The following is an 18867-nucleotide window of genomic DNA, read 5'->3' on the forward strand; positions in this document are numbered from 1 at the left end:
TCTGAGGCCAATCCAGCCCGTCCAAGCTGCAATTTAGCTGCACTGGCACCCACCCAGCTTCCCATTACAATACGACACACACGACGGGCCACGTCGCGAGAGTCGACGAGAACATGAACGGGGAAGCGCGCAATGGCAAAAAAAGAAACAGTGAGCGTTACACAGCTCGATCTGGACACCCACAATCCACGGACCACGCCAGAAGGGAATCAGACCGACGCTCTGCGGAGCCTCCTCGCGGTTGAGCGCGACGGGGAAAAGGTCTACGAATTGGCTCGAGACATTTGCGACGTTAGCATGCTGGATCCTGGCGACCGTCTGTTCGTCCTTCCGTCTCAAGAGAAGAACCGATTCATCGTACTAGACGGTAATCGCCGCCTTGCTGCACTTCGCCTGTTGTCGCAACCGGGGCTAATCGAGCGCGAGGACATTGGACTGAATCAGTCGCTACGAAATCGATTTAAGCGGCTCCAGGTCGACCACGCGAACAACTGGCCCAGCAACATAGATGTGGTTGTGTTCGATACGCGTGAGCAAGCCAACAGGTTCATCCGATTGCGTCACACCGGCGAGAATGCTGGCGCCGGTAGAAGCGCGTGGTCGGCACTTCAGATTGCACGCTTCGATCACACCGGCATCTGGCAATGCCTGAGTGCTCTTCGCGACGCAGGTGAGCTCGGACTTGATGTATTGAACGAACTGGATCGCAGCGATTTCAATATCACGAGCTTCGATCGCGTCGTAAGCACCGAGGAATTCCAGCGCCGCTATGGCTGCAGTATTGGGAAAAACTCGTTCTCCCCCGGCGATGACGCGTCCCGTGCAATGAAGGCTTTGGGCAAAGTCGCAAACGACGTCGCCATCGGCCGAGTTCATTCGCGAGGTGAGTTCGCCGAAGCAAAGACCATGTCCGCTTACTTCGCGGAAATAGAAACCTTTGTAAACGGACACTTTCCGCCTGCCGCGCCGACATCGCAACCGGGCGCAGCCACATCGCCGCCGATCAAGTCTCCGCCAAGCACCGGCGCAACCACTTCGTCGACTACGACCTGGCAACCGAAACCCGGCGCAGCGCCGTCGGCCCCGCCCCCTACTGCCACCACGCCAACCACGACGATCAGCGCTCTCCCGATTGTTCGCAAAAAGCGGGCCTCGAAGTTCCTGATAAGCAAGACCGAACTGACGACCGTGACCAATCAGAAATGTCGCCAGATCTTGACCGAGCTCAAGCAGGGGGTGTCGGTACAGGATGCGCCGTTCGCGTGCGCCCTTCTGTTGCGCAGCCTGCAGGAGATCACCGCGGAAATTTATGTGACGACGGTCTTAAACCAGCAGAAGAGCAATCGCGCGGCGAATCTCGACGCAGCTGCAACGCATCTCTTGAGCCACAAGCACGCCACCGATCCAGGCGACAAGATCGACATCACGTCGAATTTCCGTCAATTCCGTGACGAGTATGAGGAACTTTGCAACGCAGCTCACAGCAAGGTCACCGACCTCAGCCCGGACCACCTCCGTTCGACTTGGAACAATATTCGTGGCGGCATGGACCTCTTGTGGAAACGCATCTATGCTGCCGAGCTTGAACGATCCCAGAAAATGACATCGCAACAATAAACGCTGTCACTAGCTCCATGGCAAATTGCACTCCCCTTCGCTATCCAGGCGGTAAAGCGCGCTTGCGCCCATACCTTGAGCGCTTGATTGCGCAGAATCATCTGTACGACGCGCACTACGTCGAGCCCTTCTGCGGCGGTGCGGGTCTAGCGCTTGAGCTGTTGATGAGCTACGTGGTGAGCACGGTTCACCTGAACGATTTTGATCGGGCCGTGTATGCCTTCTGGTACAGCGCGGTCAAGCGGACGGATGCATTGTCTGCACGAATTGCAGACACTCCGTGTACGATCGATACGTGGCACGAGCAGCGAGCGATCTGGTTGAATCGCAAAAAAGCGAATCTGCTCGATCTAGGATTCGCTACCTTCTTCCTGAACCGCACAAACCGATCCGGGATCCTCGACGCAGGCGTCATCGGTGGGAAGAACCAGTTAGGGAAATGGAAACTCGACGCACGATACAACCGTGACGATCTCATATCGAGGGTTCAGACAATCGGGAAGTTCCGGTCTCGGATTCGGATATACAACAAGGAAGCGGTCAATTTTTTACACGACCTTCAGCCTGACCTGCCCCAAAAGTCGCTCGTCTATCTCGATCCGCCCTACGTAGAGAAGGGACCGGGGCTGTACATGAACCACTATGGCGAGGATGACCATCGATTCCTCGCCCAATGGGTAACACGCAAGCTTCGACGGCCTTGGATGGTGTCTTACGACTCCCATCCCCTAATTCGCGAGTGCTACGAAGGCCACACTGAAGCAGAAATGAACTTGCACTACAGCGCGCACGGCAACGCCCGTCGTGGAACCGAACTCGTCTATTTCTCGGACGGAATTATCCCGCCAGATATGAGTAACCGGACATCGCGCTACCACCAGCCATGGGAGGCATTCGAGGAGGCGCAGCTCTAAGCATGAGCTGAAAGTGGGCGTCGTCCGCGAAGTGCAGATTGCATAACCAAGGCGCATAAAAGTGCACAGAAGAATTGGTCCGCCGATCGCCGCGCGGTCCGCGCTAGGCGGCCCCAAGCGCCGGGCGCATGAGTGCATAAAAACCGTTCGTTTTTGCGGGCAGGTGGGGAGGGGCTACAACTGCGCGCGCCGGGTCGGAATCAGCATCATCCGGAGCTGATCCGGCCCCAGGATGCCCCCTCCCGCGCGTCAGGGGGCCCGCCACGGGCCTGCCGCGCGTTGTCGCGTCTGTTGGCGCTGGTTCGCGGCCGGCCGCCCTGAAGGTGTCTGAGCCCGCCGGGGCCGTGCATGGGGCGCATACGAAAAAAAGCCGCCGGCACCGAAGTGCCTGGCGGCTTTTCCCGCGATCGACCGCGCGTCAGAAATCGAGCTGCGCGCGCGATGCCGCAGCTCTCCCCGGCCGACTAGATACTCACTTCGCTGGCGCCTCGTACGCGCGAAAGCGCACGACATCGACGCCGAGCCAGTCGTTCACCTCTTTGAGCCGCGCTTTCAGCGGTTCGATCTCGAGCTCGTGGAAGACTTCCGCCGCGTCGCGCACGTTGCCGAATCCGCCAGCATTCGACGGGATGATGCCCATGAGCTGCGGCGGCACGCGGTGCGCGGCGAGCTGGTCCTCGACCGTCACTTTCTTGATATTCCAGAACTCGTCTTTCGCCGCAACCTCGCCGATCGGCAAAAGCTGGATCCCGTCCTTCTTCCCCTTCGGCGCATACATAAACAGGTTGCGGAAGTTGCCCGGCCCCTTTGCGTTCTTCAGCGCCGCGCGCAGGTTGTCGACGTCCTCCTGTTTGTCGGCCGGATCGGTCATGTACATGATGAAGCCGGCGTGGCTCCCGTTCTTGTAGTAGCGCCGGCGGAACAGCGTCGCGCTCTCGTTGAGCCACGTCGAGTTGAGCGCCGACAGGTATTCGGGCAGGCCGTAAACCTCCTGATTCAGGTCAGGCTCCCGCAGGTGATACACCGCGCCCGGTGCAAACGCGTAAGGCTCGCGCACGTTCGTCACGAACCAGTACTGGTCGGAGTCGACGCCCGCCCGCGTGTACTTCGCCAACGGCGTCGTCAGCGCCAGCGTATCGCCGAGCCGGTTTGTGCGCCGCTCGAGGTAGCTGTTCGCGAACACGAGGTACTCGAGCACGAACCGGCTGAACTCCGCGCGCGGCAATAGCGGATGCTCCATATACGACTGCACCAGGATATTGCGCTTCACGTAGATGGCCGAGCTGTGATGAGGCGCGGCGCGGAACGAGCGCGCCAGGCCGTCGAGCGGTAACGGCGGCTCGTACCACTGCCCCATGCGCATACACTCAACGTAATCGAGCAGTTCGCGCCGATCTAGCACTTCGACCGGATCGCCGAAAGAAAACACCTCCGCGCGCGTAGCCGGCGCCGGCGCGGCAGTCGAGTCGGCCGCCGGCTCTGCGCGATTGTGCGTGCGCCGTGCGGCGCCGCGTCCATTCTTACGGGACATCAAAAATCTCCATGAATCCGGAATTGGTGCTCGTCGCGCCTTCGAGCGGTTCGTTCGCGAGCGCGTGCATGCACGCCCAAGCCAGGTCGCCGTGGCTCGCCTCTTCCGAGCGCGTCGTCGTGTACGTCACCTGCAGCCCGCTCGGCGTGATCGTCTTCTTGATCGCCATGAACGAGGCGGTCAGGTCCGTCCATCCGGCGTCGTATTCGAGCCGCCCCTTACGGATCACGTTCTGCGCCTTCATCACCAGCATCGCCTTCACCTCGACCGAGTAGCGGATCGGCGTCGCGGCAGGGAAAAACTTGCTCACCAGCTCGTAGACGCCCTGCCCCATACCTGTCGTGTCGATGCCGATGTAGGTGACGTTGTAGCGATGCGTGATCGCCTCGATCTTTGCGGCCTGCGCCTCGAAATCCAGCTTGTTCCATTGGTGCCGCTCGATCACGCGAAACTTCCCGCCCGGATACTTCGGCGGCGCTATCACCGCGCAGCCTGCGCTATCGCGAGTACGTGACGGGTCATAGCCGATCCACACTTCTTCGTCGCCATACGGGCGCAAGTACAGCGGCTTGACGTCGTCCCACACCTCCCAGGTGTCGACCAGGCACGACTGCATCGTCGACAGCGGAAACACCGACTGCGAATCGTCGATGAACTGACACAGCAGCAGGTTCGCGTACTCGTCCGTGCTGTATTCGAGCTTCAGGCGCTCGAGGTCGAACAGGTTGCAGCCGCCACGCACGGCGTCCTCGACGGTCACGATCTGGCGATACTGGCCGTCCGGGCATGCGCGGCCCGTCGCGAGCGCCGCGTGCGTAAGCTCGAAATCGACGCGCTGATCCTTCGGCCGGCCCTTGTTGAACTGCGCGCCGGACCAGAACGGATAAGCGTCGTGCGCCAAGCTCGACGGCGTCGAAAAATACGTCTGCCGCCACTGCGAATGAATGGCCATGCCGGACGCCACCTTCCGGAGATCCTGAAAGCGCGGCACCCAGAAATACTCGTCGAAATACAGGTTGCCGTGATAGCTCTGCGCCGTGCGCGCGTTCGTGCCGAGGAAGTACAACGTCGCACCGTTCGGCAACACCATCGGATCGCCGCGCAGCTCGACACCGACCGCGTCCTTCGCGAACTGGACGATGTACTGGCGGAACATGTGCGCCTGCGCCTTACTGGCCGACAGGAAGATCTGATTGCGCCCGGTGTTCAGCGCGTCGAGCAGCGCTTCGCGCGCGAAGTACCAGGTTGCGCCGATCTGCCGGCTCTTCAGGATGTTGCGCATCCGCTCTTTGAAGCCTGCCCGATACCAGGTGCGCTGATAGTCGAAGATCGATTCGAGGAACGCATCGTTCAACTTCTCGATCTGCTCTTCGCTGAACGCGTTGCGGTCGTCCGAGCTGCGTGATCGGCGCGTGCCGCCTCCGCCCCCGGATTCGCTCACCTTTGCATCGTTCGCTGATCGCGAGCGTAACCGCTCAAGCTGACGCGTCAGTAGGTCGATCTCCTTGAAGTCGCGCCCTTCCTTCGCCTCCTTCGTGACGAGCTTTATCAGCTGCGCCTCGATCGTCATGTTGACGCGATCGACCGGCTCGGTCTCGTCCCATCCATCGCGCTTTTTCCAGCTATAGAGCGTGGCCGGCTTCACGCCGAGCAGCTCGGCAATGTACGCCATGCGATACCCCTGCCAGTACAGGTCGCGTGCGCGTCGGCGTGGATCAACGCTAGATGAATCAATAGGAAATGTAGTCATGCAGCAAGACTACCGACACGCGCGCGCGAGCCCTACTCCATAATGTTGTAACGGTTGCGCACACAACCAACATTCATTGCGACGCGTGTTCTAACTGCCGAAACTGGAATCCCTGAACAAAGCACTCAGCCCTCTCAGAGGATTCGCACATGGCACAGGATTCGAAGAAGACGAAATATTTCCGCATCGCGACGGAAGGCATGACGACGGACGGCCGCAAGATCGACCGCAAGATGCTCGAGCAGATGGCGAGCAACTACGACCCGAAGAAGTACGGCGCGCGCATCAACATGGAACACATTCGCGGCCTGTACCCGGACAGCACGTTCCGCGCATACGGCGACGTCATCGCACTGAAGGCGGAAGAGCAGGACGGCAAGATGGGCCTGTTCGCGCAGCTCTCGCCGACGAAAGACCTGATCGCAATGACCACCGAGCAGCGCCAGAAGGTCTACACGTCGATGGAAGTCGACCCGGACTTCGCCGGCACCGGTGAAGCGTATCTGGTCGCCCTCGCCGTCACCGACAACCCGGCGAGCCTCGGTACCGAAATGCTCGAGTTCAGCGCGAAGAGCAAGGCGCTTGATCCGCGCAAGCAGCGCCCGGAAAACCTGTTCAGTGTCGCGATGCAGGCTGACATCGAGATTGACGAAGAAGAACCGCGCACCACCGGCGCCGGCCGCTCGCTGTTTTCGATGGTGAGCAACCTCTTGAGCCGAAAGGACGCGACTGACGATCAACGCTATTCCGACATCTCGAAATCGGTCGTCGCGATCGCAGAAAGCCAGGGCCAGGTCGCCGACCAGGTCGAAAAGTTCAACACCGACGTCGCCGATCTGCAGCGCGAGCTGAAGGACGCCAATAAGCGCCACGACGATCTGGTCGTGAAGCTCTCCCGCACCGACAACAGCACCCAACAGCGCCCGACGGCCACCGGTGGCGACGACGCCGCGCAAACCGACTGCTAACCCCCATTTTCGACAGACGGAGAACCCATGCGGAACACTACCCGCAAGCTCTACAACGCATACATCGGCCGCATCCAGGAGTTGAATGGTGTCGGCGATGCGACGAAGAAGTTTTCGGTCGCGCCGTCCGTGCAGCAAACGCTCGAAACCAAGATTCAGGAATCGAGCACGTTCCTCGGCCGAATCAACATTCACGGTGTCGAGGAGATGGAGGGCGAGAAGATCGGCCTCGGCGTATCCGGCCCGATCGCAAGCCGCACGGATACGACGAAACGCGCGCGCCAAACGCGCGACGTATCGGCCCTCGACAATCAGCGCTACCGTTGCGAGAAGACGAACTACGACACTCATATCCGCTATCAGCAGCTCGACGCGTGGGCCAAGTTCCCGGACTTCCAGGCGCGCGTGCGTGATTCCATCATCGTGCGCCAGGCCCTCGACCGCATCATGGTCGGCTGGAACGGTGAACACGTCGCGGCTGACACCGATCTCGACGCGAACCCGCTGCTGCAGGACGTCAACATCGGCTGGCTGGAACAGTATCGGAACAACGCGAAGGAACGCGTATTTGCCGGCGCCAAGGTCGGCAAGGGCGAAGAGTTCAAGAACCTCGACGCGGTCGTTGCGCTCGCGCGTAACGAGTTCCTCGACCCGTGGTATGCCGAAGACCCGAATCTTGTCGTGATCTGCGGTCGCGAGCTGCTGCAGGACAAGTATTTCCCGCTCATCAACCAAGCGCAGCCGTCGACCGAGACGCTTGCGACCGACATCGTCGTGTCGCAGAAGCGCGTCGGCAACCTGCCCGCCGTCACGGTCCCGTACTTCCCGGCGCATGCGCTGATGATCACGCGTCTCGACAACCTGTCGATCTACTGGCAAATCTCCGCGCGCCGGCGAGCCCTGATGGACAAGCCGGAGCGCGACCGCGTCGAGAACTACGAAAGTTCGAACGATGCCTACGTGATCGAGCAGTACGGCGCGGGCTGCGTGGTTGAAGACATCCAGCTCGTCGACATCGAACCGAAGGCCGGCGCATGACGAATCCGTTCCGCCGCCACTTTCAACGCAGCGTCGCGGCAAAGTCCGTGCGCGGCACATCTGCGGGCGTCAGCGTGCTGCGCGACGACTCCGCGTACACGCTGATGCTCGCGCAGCTCGACAACCACCGGCGCGCGCTGAAGGCTGTCGAATCGCTTGAGCGAAAGGCCGATCTGAAACGCCAGTTTCTTCCCGCCTACGCCCCCTGGGTCGCCGGCGTGCTCGAGGGCGCGACCGGTGTACAGGACGACGTCCTGATGACGATCATGGTCTGGCGTATCGACGTGGGCGACTTCCAGGGCGCGCTCGAAATCGGCGCGTATGCGATCCAGCACAACCTCACGCTGCCCGACCGGTTCAAGCGCAGCACGCCCTGCCTGCTCGTCGAGCAATTTGCCGACGCGGCACTACGCGCAAACCGCGCGGGCGAACCGATCCAAGTCGAGCCGCTCCTCGAGGTCGAGCAGCTCACGGCCGGAGCCGACATGCCGGACGAGGTGCGCGCGAAGCTGCACAAGGCGCTTGGCTTCGGCCTGACCACTGCATACCCGGCGACGGCACTCGACCACCTGCGCCGCGCGCTGCAGCTCTTCGCGAATGTCGGCGTCAAGAAAGACATCGAACGGCTCGAGCGCGAGCTGAAGAATACGGCCGCCGGCGACCAGTCCGGCCCTGGCGGCTGATACCGAGCGTAGCCCACGCACCAGGCGGCACGGGGCCGAGCCGGCATTGTCCACGCGAAAGCCCCGTCCACCGCCTCCACCCATCACCCAGACGAGTCCGACCATGTCCTTTGTCTCGACGCCCCCGCTGCCCCGCGCTCCGGTCGAAGCGGAACCAGCCACGCCGATCAAGAACGACCCGTTCTATCCGGACATGGCTCTCGAGCGGGCGCGCGACACGATGCGCCTGGACGGCACCGTGACCAACCCGCGCCTGCGCCACGAGCTGCTCGACGCGATCGCCAGCGTGAACGACGAGCTGCGCAGCGCGCGCGCTGCATGGCAGGACGCTGGCGCGACGCAGCTCGCCGACGTGCCGGCCGAGCAGCTCGACGGCGAAAGCGTGCTGCTGCACCACTACCGGCGCGCCGTCTACTGCCAGGCGAAAGCCTCGCTGATCGAGCGGTACCGCGACTACGACACGACCGGCGACGGCGCCAGGCGCGCCGACGAGCTGGAGCCGCAGGGCGACGAGCTGCGCCGCGACGCGCGCTGGGCCATCAGCGCCCTGCTGCGCCGGCCGCGCGTCACGGTGGAGCTGATCTGATGGAAGTGCGCGCGCTTCAGGGCGAAACCGTCGACGCGCTTTGCTGGCGGGCGCTCGGGCGCACACGCGGCATCGTCGAACTCGTCCTCGACCTCAATCCGGGGCTCGCACAGTACGGCCCGATCCTGCCTCACGGGCTGCTCGTCGAGCTGCCCGAAGAAGTACCGCAAGCGGCGCAATCCGGCGCCGAGCGGCTCCAGTTATGGGACTGAAGATGGCTGAACCTATTTCAACGTCGTCCGCGACGGTCGCGGCGCTCGGCGTCGCTACGCTGTCGCTCTTCCCCGGCGTCGACGCCAACGTCGTCATGGGCGCTTTCGCCGGCTCGCTGCTGTTCGTCATGACCGCAGCGGATCCGTCGATCCCAAAGCGCATCGCGTTCTTCGTGATCTCGTTCGTCGCCGGTTGCCTCACGGCCGAGCTGTTCGCAGCCGCGCTCGATACGCTGCTGCCGGCGCGCATCGAAGTACATGCCGGCATTGGGGCGCTGATCGCGTCCGCGCTCGTCGTGAAGCTGCTGCTGTGGCTGATCGCCCAAGCCGACGCGCCGGACCGGCTGCTCAACGTGATCAAGGGAGGGAGGGAAAAGTGATGCTGACGTACATCTACGCCCTGCTCTGCGCCGCGCTCGCGCTGCGACTCGTGACCTTCCGCCGCGGCGCCGGCACGCACCGGCCGCTCGCGTCCGGCCTGGCCTACGCCCTGGCAGTCATCGCCGGCGTGGAACCGATCCGCGCAGCATTCGGCATGCTGCCACCGGTGAGCCCCAGCTCAACCGTCCTGGTCGCCGTCCTCTGCCTGGCGGTGTACGGCGTGCGCGGCAACGTCGTCGAGCTGTTCCATTGCGGCGACCCGCGCGGCTCGCTCATCGCGCGCGTGCTGCAATTCAAGCTGTGGGGACGCCATGTATAAGACCCTGCGCTTCGGCGCAACCGGCTCCGACGTGAGCTATCTGCAGGCCCGGCTCAACGCGGCCGGCGCGCGCCTCGACCCTGACGGGATCTTCGGGGACGACACGCGCGAGGCCGTCGCAGCGTTTCAGCGCTCCCACGGCCTCGTCGATGACGGCGTCGCCGGCTCGAAGACCTGGGGTGCGCTGACGACCGGTAGGCGGAATCCCCGACACCTGACCATCGCCGACCTGCAGCGCGCGGCCGAACGACTGAAGGTCGACATCGCAACGATCCGGGCAGTCAACGAAGTCGAATCGCGCGGGTCCGGCTTCCTCCCGGACGGACGGCCCGTGATCCTGTTCGAACGACACATCATGTATCGCCGGCTCGCCGCGGCCGGCCGGGACGCCGATGCCCTCGCGGCGAAGTATCCGGGCGTGGTCAATCCGAAGCGAGGCGGCTATGCCGGCGACGCGGCTGAATATGGGCGCCTGGCGAGCGCACAGCAGATCGCCGTCGCATGTGCGCTCGAGGCGACGAGTTGGGGCGCGTTTCAGGTAATGGGCTTCCACTGGGCGACGCTCGGCTACCCGGACGTCTTCACGTTCGTCGACGCGATGAAGGTGAGCGAAGCCGAGCAGCTCGAGGCATTCGCCCGATTTGTCCTGGCCGACAAGGCGATGCTCGCGGCCCTCCGGGCGCGGAAGTGGGCGAAGTTCGCCGAGCTGTACAACGGGAAGGCCTACGCCGAATACCTGTACGACGTGAAGCTCGAGCGGGCATATGACCGATACAGCCAGGCGAAAGCGGCATGACCGGCACTGCGCGCGCCCTGGTCGTATGCGTCATCGCGCTGTGCGCAGCGGCCGCCGCGATCGCGCTTCAGCACGCGGCTCTGGTCGGCGCCGGCAAGCGTGCCGACGATCTCGCGCGCCAAGTGCGGGACCGAACGGAGGAGCGCGACCAGGCGCGCCTCAACGAGAAGGTCGTCACGCAGTACGTCGACCGCGTCCAGGTAGTCCGCGAGAAAGGCGACACGATCATCAAGGAGGTTCCCATCTATGTCGATCGTGAAGCCGATCGCGCTTGCACTGTCCCTGTCGGCTTTGTGCGCCTGCACGACGCAGCCGCCGCCAACGTGCCGGTTGGAGATCCCGGAAGCACTGATGCGGCCCCCGCGGGCATTGCGCTCTCTGGCGTCGCCGCAACCGTTGCCGGCAACTACACCACCTGTCACGAAAACGCCGAGCAACTGATCGCGCTGCAGGCGCGCCTGCGCGGCGCTGGGAATTCGAAGCCATGAACAAGCCCGACAGCCTGCGCGCGGCGCTCACCGCTGCGATTCCCGAGTTCGCGCGGGATCCAGACCGCCTGCATGTCTTCATCGAACACGGCTCGATCGCCGTCACCGCGGCACAATCGCTATCGTTCGAGTATGCGTACACACTCGACATCGTCGTGACCGACTACGCGGGCCATGCCGACAACCTCATGGTGCCGATCATCGCCTGGCTGAAAGTGAACCAGCCCGAAATGCTGCTCAATCGCGACCTCTGCCGCGACGGGTTCCGCTTCCAGGCCGAGCAGCTCGACAACGGCAAGTCCGACGTCGAGATCCTGCTGAAGCTGACCGAGCGCGTCGGCGTGCTCGAGAAGCCGGGCGGCTACGAAACCCGCCACTTCGACGAACCGCCGATCGAGGGCTGACCCGATGGCAGATCGACTTTCACGCTCTGAGGACTGGGCGTCCGGCCTGCTCGGGCAGCTCACGTCCGCGCAGCGCGGCCTCCTGGCGAAAAGTCTGGCCGTCGAGCTGCGCCGGAACCATTCCCGCCGAATCGGCGAGGCCCGCAATCCTGACGGCGCACCATTCGAGCCACGTAAGCCGCAGGCGCGGCGCAAGAAGGGGCGGATCCGCCGCACTATGTTCGCGAAGCTGCGCACGGCGCGATTCCTGAAAACCGAGTCCAGCTCGGACGCGGCGGTCCTGCACTTCTCGAAACGGGTTGAGCGCATCGCACGCGTCCACCAGGAAGGCCTGCGCGATCGCGTGGAACGCAACCGCGGCCCGGTCGTGAAGTATCCCGCGCGCGAGCTGCTCGGCCTGGCCGACTCCGACATCGACCGCATCGCCGACCATGTGCTCGACTTTCTATCGCGGTAGCCAAGGGCAGTGCAGTTCAACGGTCAACAACTTGTAAGAAATCTGACGAATAGTCAGAATAGTTGTTCCACAAAAGGAGACCATTTTGGACATCATTGATCCATCAGCAGGTAGAAAGGCCCTCAGGCACCTGGACCATGGCGTGCTTTTGAACAAGACGATCGTACGGTTCTTCACAGCGATGGAACAGCTCTTGAGCAGATCCACCTTCGAAGAGAAAGGTATCAAGACAACCCTTCCGTACGATAAAAATGCGATCGAGATCGAAACGCCCCACAACAAGGTGATTGGGGTCGCCGAGCATGTGTACAGTGATGGCGATCTTGCCGCGCGACTCTCGTTCTCCACTGTCCATACCCGTGCTGACGGTGAGAAATCGTCGACCGAAATCATGACCGTTGTGCTTGTGCTTACTGGAAACGCTTACGTGATCGCAGTCGACGACATTGAATTGACGCGGCCGTTCGATGACGACGACGGTGTCATGTCAGAAATCGCACTACGCCTTTTCTCGAATCTGCAAAGCAAGCTCCCGGTTCTCACATTAACCCGCGCTTTGTAAGCTCAGTCGAGGCACTGAAGCCCGCCAAAGCAACATTTGGCGGGTTTTTTCGTTGTGTCGCGGTCGGCGACAACCAAACCGGCGTGACTCTCTCCCGCGCGCGCGGCATCCTCGCCGCATGGATGATTTTGCCGACCTGAACCGCCGTATCGAAAGCCTGCTTCGCGAGGGCACCGTAATCGATGTCGATCACGATGCCCGACGCCTGCGCGTCGAATCGGGCGGACTGCAAACCGACTGGATTCGATGGCTGGCGCTGCGCACTGGCGACAGCATCACCTGGGATCCGCCGTCGATCGGCGAGCCAGGACTGCTGCTCTGCCCGTCCGGTGAGCCGACAACCGGCCTCTTTCTCCCTGGCGTTTACTGCAACGGCCACGATGCGCCCAGCTCGAGCCCGACGCAGCACGTTCGCGTCTACAAGGACAAGGCGCGCATCTCGTATGACTTCGCGTCCCATGCGCTTGTGGCCCTCCTGCCGGCCGGTGCGACCGTGCGCGTCGTCGCGCCGGTCAGCGTCACGGTCGAAACCGATGCTGCGACCGTCAAGGCGAAAACCGTCACCATCGACGCCGAGAAAACGACCGTGACGGGCTCGCTGCTCGTACAGGGGCCGTTGGCCTTCGAATCGGGCGCGAGCGGCAAGGACGGGCGCGGAACGGGCGGCGGCGACGTCATCAAGATCCAGGGCAGCGCACGGTTTACCGGCGCCGTGACAGCAGACGTCGACGTACGCGCGCGCAACGTGAGCCTTGTGGAACATCCGCACAAAGCCCAAGGCGAATACGCCAACACCTCGAAACCGATTCCGGGGGGCGCATGATCGGTATGAACGCCCACACCGGCCGTGCCATCTCCGGCCAAGCGCACCTCGAGCAGTCCGTCACGGACATCCTGTTCACGCCCATTGGAACGCGCGTCATGCGACGGGATTACGGCTCGCTGCTGCCGCAGCTCATCGACGGCCCAGCGAACCCGGTGATGCGTATGCGCGTCATGGCCGCGACCGTAATGGCGCTGACGCGCTGGGAGCCCCGGATCCAGGTCACGCAGGTCGAGTTCTCGACCTCCGGGGTCGACGGCGCCGCCGTGCTCGAGTTGCAGGCCGACCGCATCGACGGCCCGCGCGCTGGCTCGCCGCTGTCCCTGCGCGTGCAGCAGCCGTCCGCACGAGGTACCGCATGAGGACCACGCCGATCGACCTTTCGCAGCTCCCCGCTCCCGACATCGTCGACCCGCTCGACTACGAGGCAATCCTCGCCACGCGAAAAGCCCGCCTCGTCTCCCTGTACCCGAAGGAACGGCAGGCAGAAGTCGCCGCGACGCTCGCACTCGAATCTGAGCCGCTGGTGAAGCTGCTGCAGGAAAGCGCCTACGAGGAGATGCTGCTGCGCGCCCTGGTCAACGAAAAGGCGCGCGGCATCCTGCTTGCGTATGCCAAGGGCACGACGCTCGAGCATATCGGCGCCTACTTCGACGTCGAGCGCCTGCTGATCTCGGCCGGCGATCCTGAGAACGGCGTCGATCCGGTGTACGAGGACGATGACAGCATGCGCGAGCGCATCCAGCTCGCACCAAGCGGCTTTTCTGTCGCTGGTCCGACGCCTGCTTACGTATTTCACGCGCGCGCCGCTGACGGCCGCGTGAAGGCAGCGACCGCGTACAGCCCGTCGCCGTGCGTGATGATCGTCACGATCCTGTCGCGCGAAGGCGACGGCACGGCGAGCAAAGAGCTGATCGACATCGTCACGAAGTACCTCGAGGCAAAGCGACCGCAGACCGACGAGGTCACGGTGCAGTCGGCAAAGATCGTCCGATACAGCATCCGCGCGACGTTGCGCTTCTTCTCCGGCCCGGATCGCGCGGTCGCGCTTGCGGCCGCGAATAAGAAAACGAAGGAATTCACCGAATCAATGCACCGCCCCGGCGCGGAAGTCACCGAGGACGGTCTATACGCTTCGATGCGCGTCCCTGGCGTTCAGAAAGTGATCCTCGAGACGCCCGCTCACGGTGTCCTGATCGCGGTAGACCAGGCGCCGTATTGCACGGGAATCCAGTTGCTCGACGGCGGGGTTGCAGATGACGACGGTGGGACGATCAATGCCTGATCTCGCGCTCCTGCCCCCGAACTCGACGCCGCTCGAGCGCCGCCTCGTCAAAGCTAATTCGGACCTTCGCAAGATCCCGGTGCCGATCGACACGTTGATGGACGCGGACGCAATTCCGCTTCGCTTTCTGCCTTGGCTCGCCTGGCACTTTGGCGTCGACACGTGGCGCGATGAATGGCCCGAGCAGGTGAAGCGTGCGCGTGTGAAAGCGGCTATCCGTATCGCTCGTAAGAAAGGTACGGCCGCGGCCGTGCGGGAAGTCTGCGAATCCTTCGGCGCGAACATCCGCATGCGCGAGTGGTTCGAGAAGACACCGAAAGGCGTCCCCGGCACGTTTGAAATCGTCATGACGATCGGCGCGCGCGACGGCGTGCCGGCGACGGCCCAATACGTCGCCGACATCATGGCCGACGTCGATCGAGCGAAGCGCGGTACCGCGCATTACACCTTCACGCAGGGCTACAGCGCTGTCGGATCGCTCGGCGTTGCTGGCGCCGTACGTGCGGCTGTCTTTCGCCGCCTCACTCTCACGGATTAACGTACATGGCTGGAAACCTCATTCAGATTACGGACGCCGGCCGCGCCGCACTGGTGGCGGCCGGGAACACGGGCACGGCCGCACACAAGGTCACGCAGATTGGCTTGGGAACAGCGACGTTCACGTATAAGCCGGACATGAAGGCTCTGCCGAACGAGCTGAAGCGGATCACCACGTTCGGCGGCGATACGGTCGCGAAGGACACGATCCACCTCGTCATCCAGGACGACACGGCGGACCAGTACAAGCTGTACGCGTTCGGCCTGTATCTCGACAACGGCGTGCTGTTCGGTGTCTATGTGCAGAAAGACCCGATCCTCGAAAAGGCCGCCGCGTCGATGCTGCTTCTCGCAGCCGATACCGTGTTCAAGACGATCGACGTGACGAAGCTCGAATTCGGGCCGGCCACGTTCCTGAATCCGCCGGCAACGACGGAGCGACAAGGCGTCATCGAGATCGCGACTCAGGCCGAGGTCGACGCCGGCACCGACAGCACGCGCGCGCTCACGCCACATACTGCCGCGAAGCGCTTTGCGCCGCTCGCGAGCCCCGCATTCGTCGGGACGCCGACCATCACGTCCATTCCGAGCGACAACAACGCCCAGCTCTCGATCAAGGCTCAATCCGGCGCGACAAATCGCGCGGCGAAGCTGCGGTTCTTCGGCACGTTCGGCACCGGCGCGGATACCAATACGCGGTTCGTCGCCTCGATTCGTTCGGGCTTCGAAGGTGGCACCTGGGGCAAGGAGTACGTCGACGTCTTCCTGAACAAGGCAGCGAACGAAACGCAAAGCGATGCCAACCAGGCGCGCGCATTACGCCTGACGTATGGCGGACGCGCGATCGTCGGCAATCTGCCCGACGATGGTAAGACCGCGCTGCAGGTCGGCGGAAGCGCGCGCGCTGGCAACTTCCTCATCGACGACCAGGCATCCGGAAATTCCGGTGTCTTCGGGTTCACAAACGCAAACGGGCCGGCGGTTGCGCTCTATGGAAGCGGAACGAGCGGCTCCGGTTCGCTGGTATTGAAGACCGCGGGTGTCGAGCGCGCACGCGTTACATCGGCCGGTCGGCTTCTACTCGGCTCAACCGCCGATGACGGAACGCACATTCTCCAAGTCGCGGGCAACGCCACCGTAGCCGGCGAACTGCGCTCGACAGCGGCTACCGGATTACGCGTCGTGCGCGGCGACTACGGCGTGCTTTTCCGCAACGACGGCGCGTCAGCATTTTTGCTGCAGACAAATGCGAAGGACCAATACGGCAACTGGAACAGCTACCGTCCGCTCCAGTGGAACTTGAGCACCGGGCAAGTCTACGTTGACCAAAACGGCTCGGGGACGAAGTTCGGCGGGCGAGTGATGGTCGGCTCCGTCAGCGACGACGGTTCAAACACCCTCCAGGTGGGCGGAAGCATTCGCGCAGTCAACTATCTGATCGGCGACCGGAAAGCGGCCGACCAAGGTGTAATCGGCTTCGGCAATAGCAACGTAAGCGGCCCGACGATCGGCTTCTATGGAAGCGGCACGAGTGGTCACGGTTCGCTCGTCATCCGAACCGGCGATAGCGAGCGCGCGCGCGTCACGGAAGCTGGCCATGTCGTCATCGGCTCCACGTCCGACGACGGCTCGAATACGCTACAGGTAGCGGGAACCTCTGCGTTCTCCGGCCGCGTCTTTCGTGGTGGCAAGGCAACTATCGAAACAGGCATTCTGAACGGCGGAATCCAGAACTTCGGCATTGGGGACGACAGCGCGATCACGTCGGCGTCCTTTGCTGACAACGCATGGGGAGCTGCGCTCAATCTCGGGAAATCACGCGGCACGAAGGTCGGTACGCACGGGGCGGTTCGCGCGGGCGACGTGCTTGGGACTGTGAGGTTTGTCGGCTCGACGGGGGCGGCCTACGTCAGCGCGGCCGCGATGGTCGCCAGTGCGGTCGAAACGTTTTCGTCGACCGCGAGCGGGTCGCTGCTCGACTTCTTTACGACGAGCGCCGGCTCGGCCGCATCCAGCCGCAAGATGCGTATTACCGATAGCGGCCGCGTGCTGATCGGCACAACAGGCGACGACGGGCAGAGCCGATTGCAGGTCAACGGCGATGTGTCGATCGGCGGCCGGATCGTGATGACGTCGCGCATGGCAAACATGGAAATCGGCAGCCTCACGACGGAGGGCACGCCGTATTTTGACTTCCATAGCTCGGGCGGGAACGTCGACTACGACTCGCGCATTCTCGCGTCCGGCGGCGATAAGACAACGGCCGGCAAAGGCTTGCTGACGTACTACGGCGGCATGCACCGGTTCATGATCGCCGGTTCACCGAAGCTCACGATCAACACCGGCGGGCGTGTGCTCGTCGGCACGGCGGTTGATAACGGCGTCGATCTCGTACAAGTAGCGGGCCCCCTGAGCGCGACCGGTTCGATCAAGTCCTCGGCTTCGATTACCGGTATTGGGACGCGTGCTGCGTTGACGGCATCGAACGGTAACGGAACCGGTCAAACGTCGATCTACCTGCGTCGCGAAGGCGCGGCCAAGGATGAGAAGTCGTGGGAAATGATCACGGACGGCAGCGGTGCGTTTGCCCTTCGCGCGATCGCCGACGATTTTGCCAGCTCGCAAAGCGCGATGACCATCGTTCGCCCACCTGGCGGCGGCATGAAACTGTCGACCATGAAGCTGATGTCGAACGGTGGACGCGTGCTGATCGGCGGGGCCACCGACGACGGTTCGTCGCTGCTTCGAGTTGGTGGCATCGCAACTGCGACCGCGCCGCTCGCCGGCGACAAATCGGACAAGCTCATCACGTCGGCCTGGCTCGTTGCCGAGTTGCTCACCGCGACGATCGGCCAGATTGTGTGGGAGGTACGCGCGAACGCGCGCGCTGGCTTCTTGAAATTGAACGGCGCCGAGCTGAAGCGCGCCGACTACCCGGCCCTCTGGGCCTACGCTCAGGCGAGCGGCGCGATCGTTTCTGACGCTGATTGGAAAAAGGACCGGAACGGCTGCTACTCCACCGGTGACGGAAGCACGACGTTCCGTATTCCCGAGCTGCGCGGCGAGTTCATTCGTTGTTGGGACGATGGCCGCGGAATTGATGCAAGCCGCCTGATCGGCAGCTCGCAGGACAGCCAAAACCGCTCGCACGCGCACGGTGCGTCCGCGGCCGCTGTTGGCGATCACGTACACGGCGCCTGGACGGATGCACAGGGCTTTCACGCACACGGCATCAAGGATGGTGGCCACGACCACGAAACCCCAATTGGCCGCGTCGGCGTGGTCGGCACCTCATATGGGCAGGGTAACGGCCCGTACAACAACGACAGAGCTGACCGATACAGATCGTCGCGCTCCGGCTCGAATATCTCGATCAGTGCCGATGGCAACCACGGGCACAACGTCGGAATCGGTGGAGCCGGCAACCATACCCACGCGATCACGGTCGCCAGCGACGGCGGCAATGAAGCTCGCCCGCGAAATATCGCCCTTCAACCCATGATTCGAGCCTACTGA

General features: G+C 63.0%; 21 protein-coding genes. 19 read left to right on the plus strand and 2 right to left on the minus strand.

The window, feature by feature from the left end:
• Positions 1 to 132 precede the first annotated feature (132 nt).
• Complete coding sequence (locus tag O1Q03_RS12125) at positions 133 to 1617, plus strand: hypothetical protein (protein ID WP_269503702.1); 1485 nt, start codon at positions 133 to 135, stop codon at positions 1615 to 1617.
• A 17-nt stretch (positions 1618 to 1634) separates the two neighbouring features.
• A complete protein-coding gene (locus O1Q03_RS12130) occupies positions 1635 to 2531 on the plus strand; it encodes a DNA adenine methylase (RefSeq protein ID WP_269503704.1) in 897 nt (298 codons plus the stop codon).
• 472 nt (positions 2532 to 3003) lie between these two features.
• Here O1Q03_RS12130 and O1Q03_RS12135 read toward each other — a convergent pair whose 3' ends face one another.
• Positions 3004 to 4062 (minus strand): phage portal protein, encoded by a 1059-nt coding sequence (locus tag O1Q03_RS12135; protein WP_269503706.1) that lies wholly within the window; start codon positions 4060 to 4062, stop codon positions 3004 to 3006.
• Positions 4052 to 5812, minus strand: coding sequence for a terminase large subunit domain-containing protein (locus O1Q03_RS12140; RefSeq protein ID WP_269503707.1), 1761 nt, complete (start codon positions 5810 to 5812; stop codon positions 4052 to 4054). Before O1Q03_RS12140 ends, O1Q03_RS12135 begins: the two co-directional genes overlap by 11 nt.
• 149 nt (positions 5813 to 5961) lie before the next feature.
• On the opposite strand from O1Q03_RS12140, the gene O1Q03_RS12145 reads away from it, so the two are divergent.
• The 17 genes from O1Q03_RS12145 to O1Q03_RS12225 all read left to right on the plus strand — a co-directional run bounded on the left by O1Q03_RS12145 (position 5962) and on the right by O1Q03_RS12225 (position 18867).
• Positions 5962 to 6780 carry a GPO family capsid scaffolding protein gene (locus O1Q03_RS12145; protein ID WP_269503708.1) on the plus strand — a complete coding sequence of 273 codons (819 nt, stop codon included), beginning with the start codon at positions 5962 to 5964 and terminating at the stop codon, positions 6778 to 6780.
• 27 nt (positions 6781 to 6807) lie between these two features.
• On the plus strand, positions 6808 to 7818 hold the full coding sequence (locus O1Q03_RS12150) for a phage major capsid protein, P2 family (protein ID WP_269503709.1): 1011 nt from the start codon (positions 6808 to 6810) through the stop codon (positions 7816 to 7818).
• Positions 7815 to 8501: a phage terminase small subunit gene (locus tag O1Q03_RS12155; RefSeq protein WP_269503710.1), complete on the plus strand. Its 687-nt coding sequence runs from the start codon at positions 7815 to 7817 to the stop codon at positions 8499 to 8501. The genes O1Q03_RS12150 and O1Q03_RS12155 overlap by 4 nt, the downstream gene beginning before the upstream one ends.
• 103 nt (positions 8502 to 8604) lie before the next feature.
• On the plus strand, positions 8605 to 9087 hold the full coding sequence (locus O1Q03_RS12160; RefSeq protein ID WP_269503711.1) for a head completion/stabilization protein: 483 nt from the start codon (positions 8605 to 8607) through the stop codon (positions 9085 to 9087).
• Positions 9087 to 9299, plus strand: a complete 213-nt coding sequence (locus O1Q03_RS12165; protein WP_269503712.1) for a tail protein X — start codon at positions 9087 to 9089, stop codon at positions 9297 to 9299. Before O1Q03_RS12160 ends, O1Q03_RS12165 begins: the two co-directional genes overlap by 1 nt.
• A gap of 2 nt (positions 9300 to 9301) precedes the next feature.
• Positions 9302 to 9679 (plus strand): phage holin family protein, encoded by a 378-nt coding sequence (locus O1Q03_RS12170; RefSeq protein WP_269503716.1) that lies wholly within the window; start codon positions 9302 to 9304, stop codon positions 9677 to 9679.
• Positions 9679 to 9999 (plus strand): phage holin family protein, encoded by a 321-nt coding sequence (locus O1Q03_RS12175; RefSeq protein WP_269503718.1) that lies wholly within the window; start codon positions 9679 to 9681, stop codon positions 9997 to 9999. The genes O1Q03_RS12170 and O1Q03_RS12175 overlap by 1 nt, the downstream gene beginning before the upstream one ends.
• Positions 9992 to 10795, plus strand: coding sequence for an N-acetylmuramidase family protein (locus tag O1Q03_RS12180; RefSeq protein ID WP_269503719.1), 804 nt, complete (start codon positions 9992 to 9994; stop codon positions 10793 to 10795). The genes O1Q03_RS12175 and O1Q03_RS12180 overlap by 8 nt, the downstream gene beginning before the upstream one ends.
• Positions 10792 to 11283, plus strand: coding sequence for a hypothetical protein (locus O1Q03_RS12185; protein WP_269503720.1), 492 nt, complete (start codon positions 10792 to 10794; stop codon positions 11281 to 11283). The genes O1Q03_RS12180 and O1Q03_RS12185 overlap by 4 nt, the downstream gene beginning before the upstream one ends.
• On the plus strand, positions 11280 to 11687 hold the full coding sequence (locus O1Q03_RS12190) for a phage tail protein (RefSeq protein ID WP_269503721.1): 408 nt from the start codon (positions 11280 to 11282) through the stop codon (positions 11685 to 11687). Before O1Q03_RS12185 ends, O1Q03_RS12190 begins: the two co-directional genes overlap by 4 nt.
• A 4-nt stretch (positions 11688 to 11691) precedes the next feature.
• Positions 11692 to 12144 (plus strand): phage virion morphogenesis protein, encoded by a 453-nt coding sequence (locus O1Q03_RS12195; protein ID WP_269503723.1) that lies wholly within the window; start codon positions 11692 to 11694, stop codon positions 12142 to 12144.
• Positions 12145 to 12229: 85 nt separating this feature from the next.
• On the plus strand, positions 12230 to 12706 hold the full coding sequence (locus O1Q03_RS12200) for a hypothetical protein (RefSeq protein ID WP_269503725.1): 477 nt from the start codon (positions 12230 to 12232) through the stop codon (positions 12704 to 12706).
• A gap of 118 nt (positions 12707 to 12824) precedes the next feature.
• Complete coding sequence (locus O1Q03_RS12205) at positions 12825 to 13529, plus strand: phage baseplate assembly protein V (protein WP_269503726.1); 705 nt, start codon at positions 12825 to 12827, stop codon at positions 13527 to 13529.
• Positions 13526 to 13891 (plus strand): GPW/gp25 family protein, encoded by a 366-nt coding sequence (locus O1Q03_RS12210; protein ID WP_269503730.1) that lies wholly within the window; start codon positions 13526 to 13528, stop codon positions 13889 to 13891. Before O1Q03_RS12205 ends, O1Q03_RS12210 begins: the two co-directional genes overlap by 4 nt.
• Positions 13888 to 14814, plus strand: a complete 927-nt coding sequence (locus O1Q03_RS12215; RefSeq protein WP_269503731.1) for a baseplate J/gp47 family protein — start codon at positions 13888 to 13890, stop codon at positions 14812 to 14814. The genes O1Q03_RS12210 and O1Q03_RS12215 overlap by 4 nt, the downstream gene beginning before the upstream one ends.
• A complete protein-coding gene (locus tag O1Q03_RS12220; RefSeq protein WP_442865780.1) occupies positions 14807 to 15352 on the plus strand; it encodes a phage tail protein I in 546 nt (181 codons plus the stop codon). The genes O1Q03_RS12215 and O1Q03_RS12220 overlap by 8 nt, the downstream gene beginning before the upstream one ends.
• A 5-nt stretch (positions 15353 to 15357) precedes the next feature.
• The gene (locus O1Q03_RS12225; protein WP_269503734.1) at positions 15358 to 18867 is read left to right on the plus strand and encodes a phage tail protein; all 3510 of its coding nucleotides are present in this window, start codon (positions 15358 to 15360) and stop codon (positions 18865 to 18867) included.

Source organism: Burkholderia sp. IMCC1007, from assembly GCF_027257875.1.
Lineage (GTDB): Bacteria > Pseudomonadota > Gammaproteobacteria > Burkholderiales > Burkholderiaceae > Burkholderia.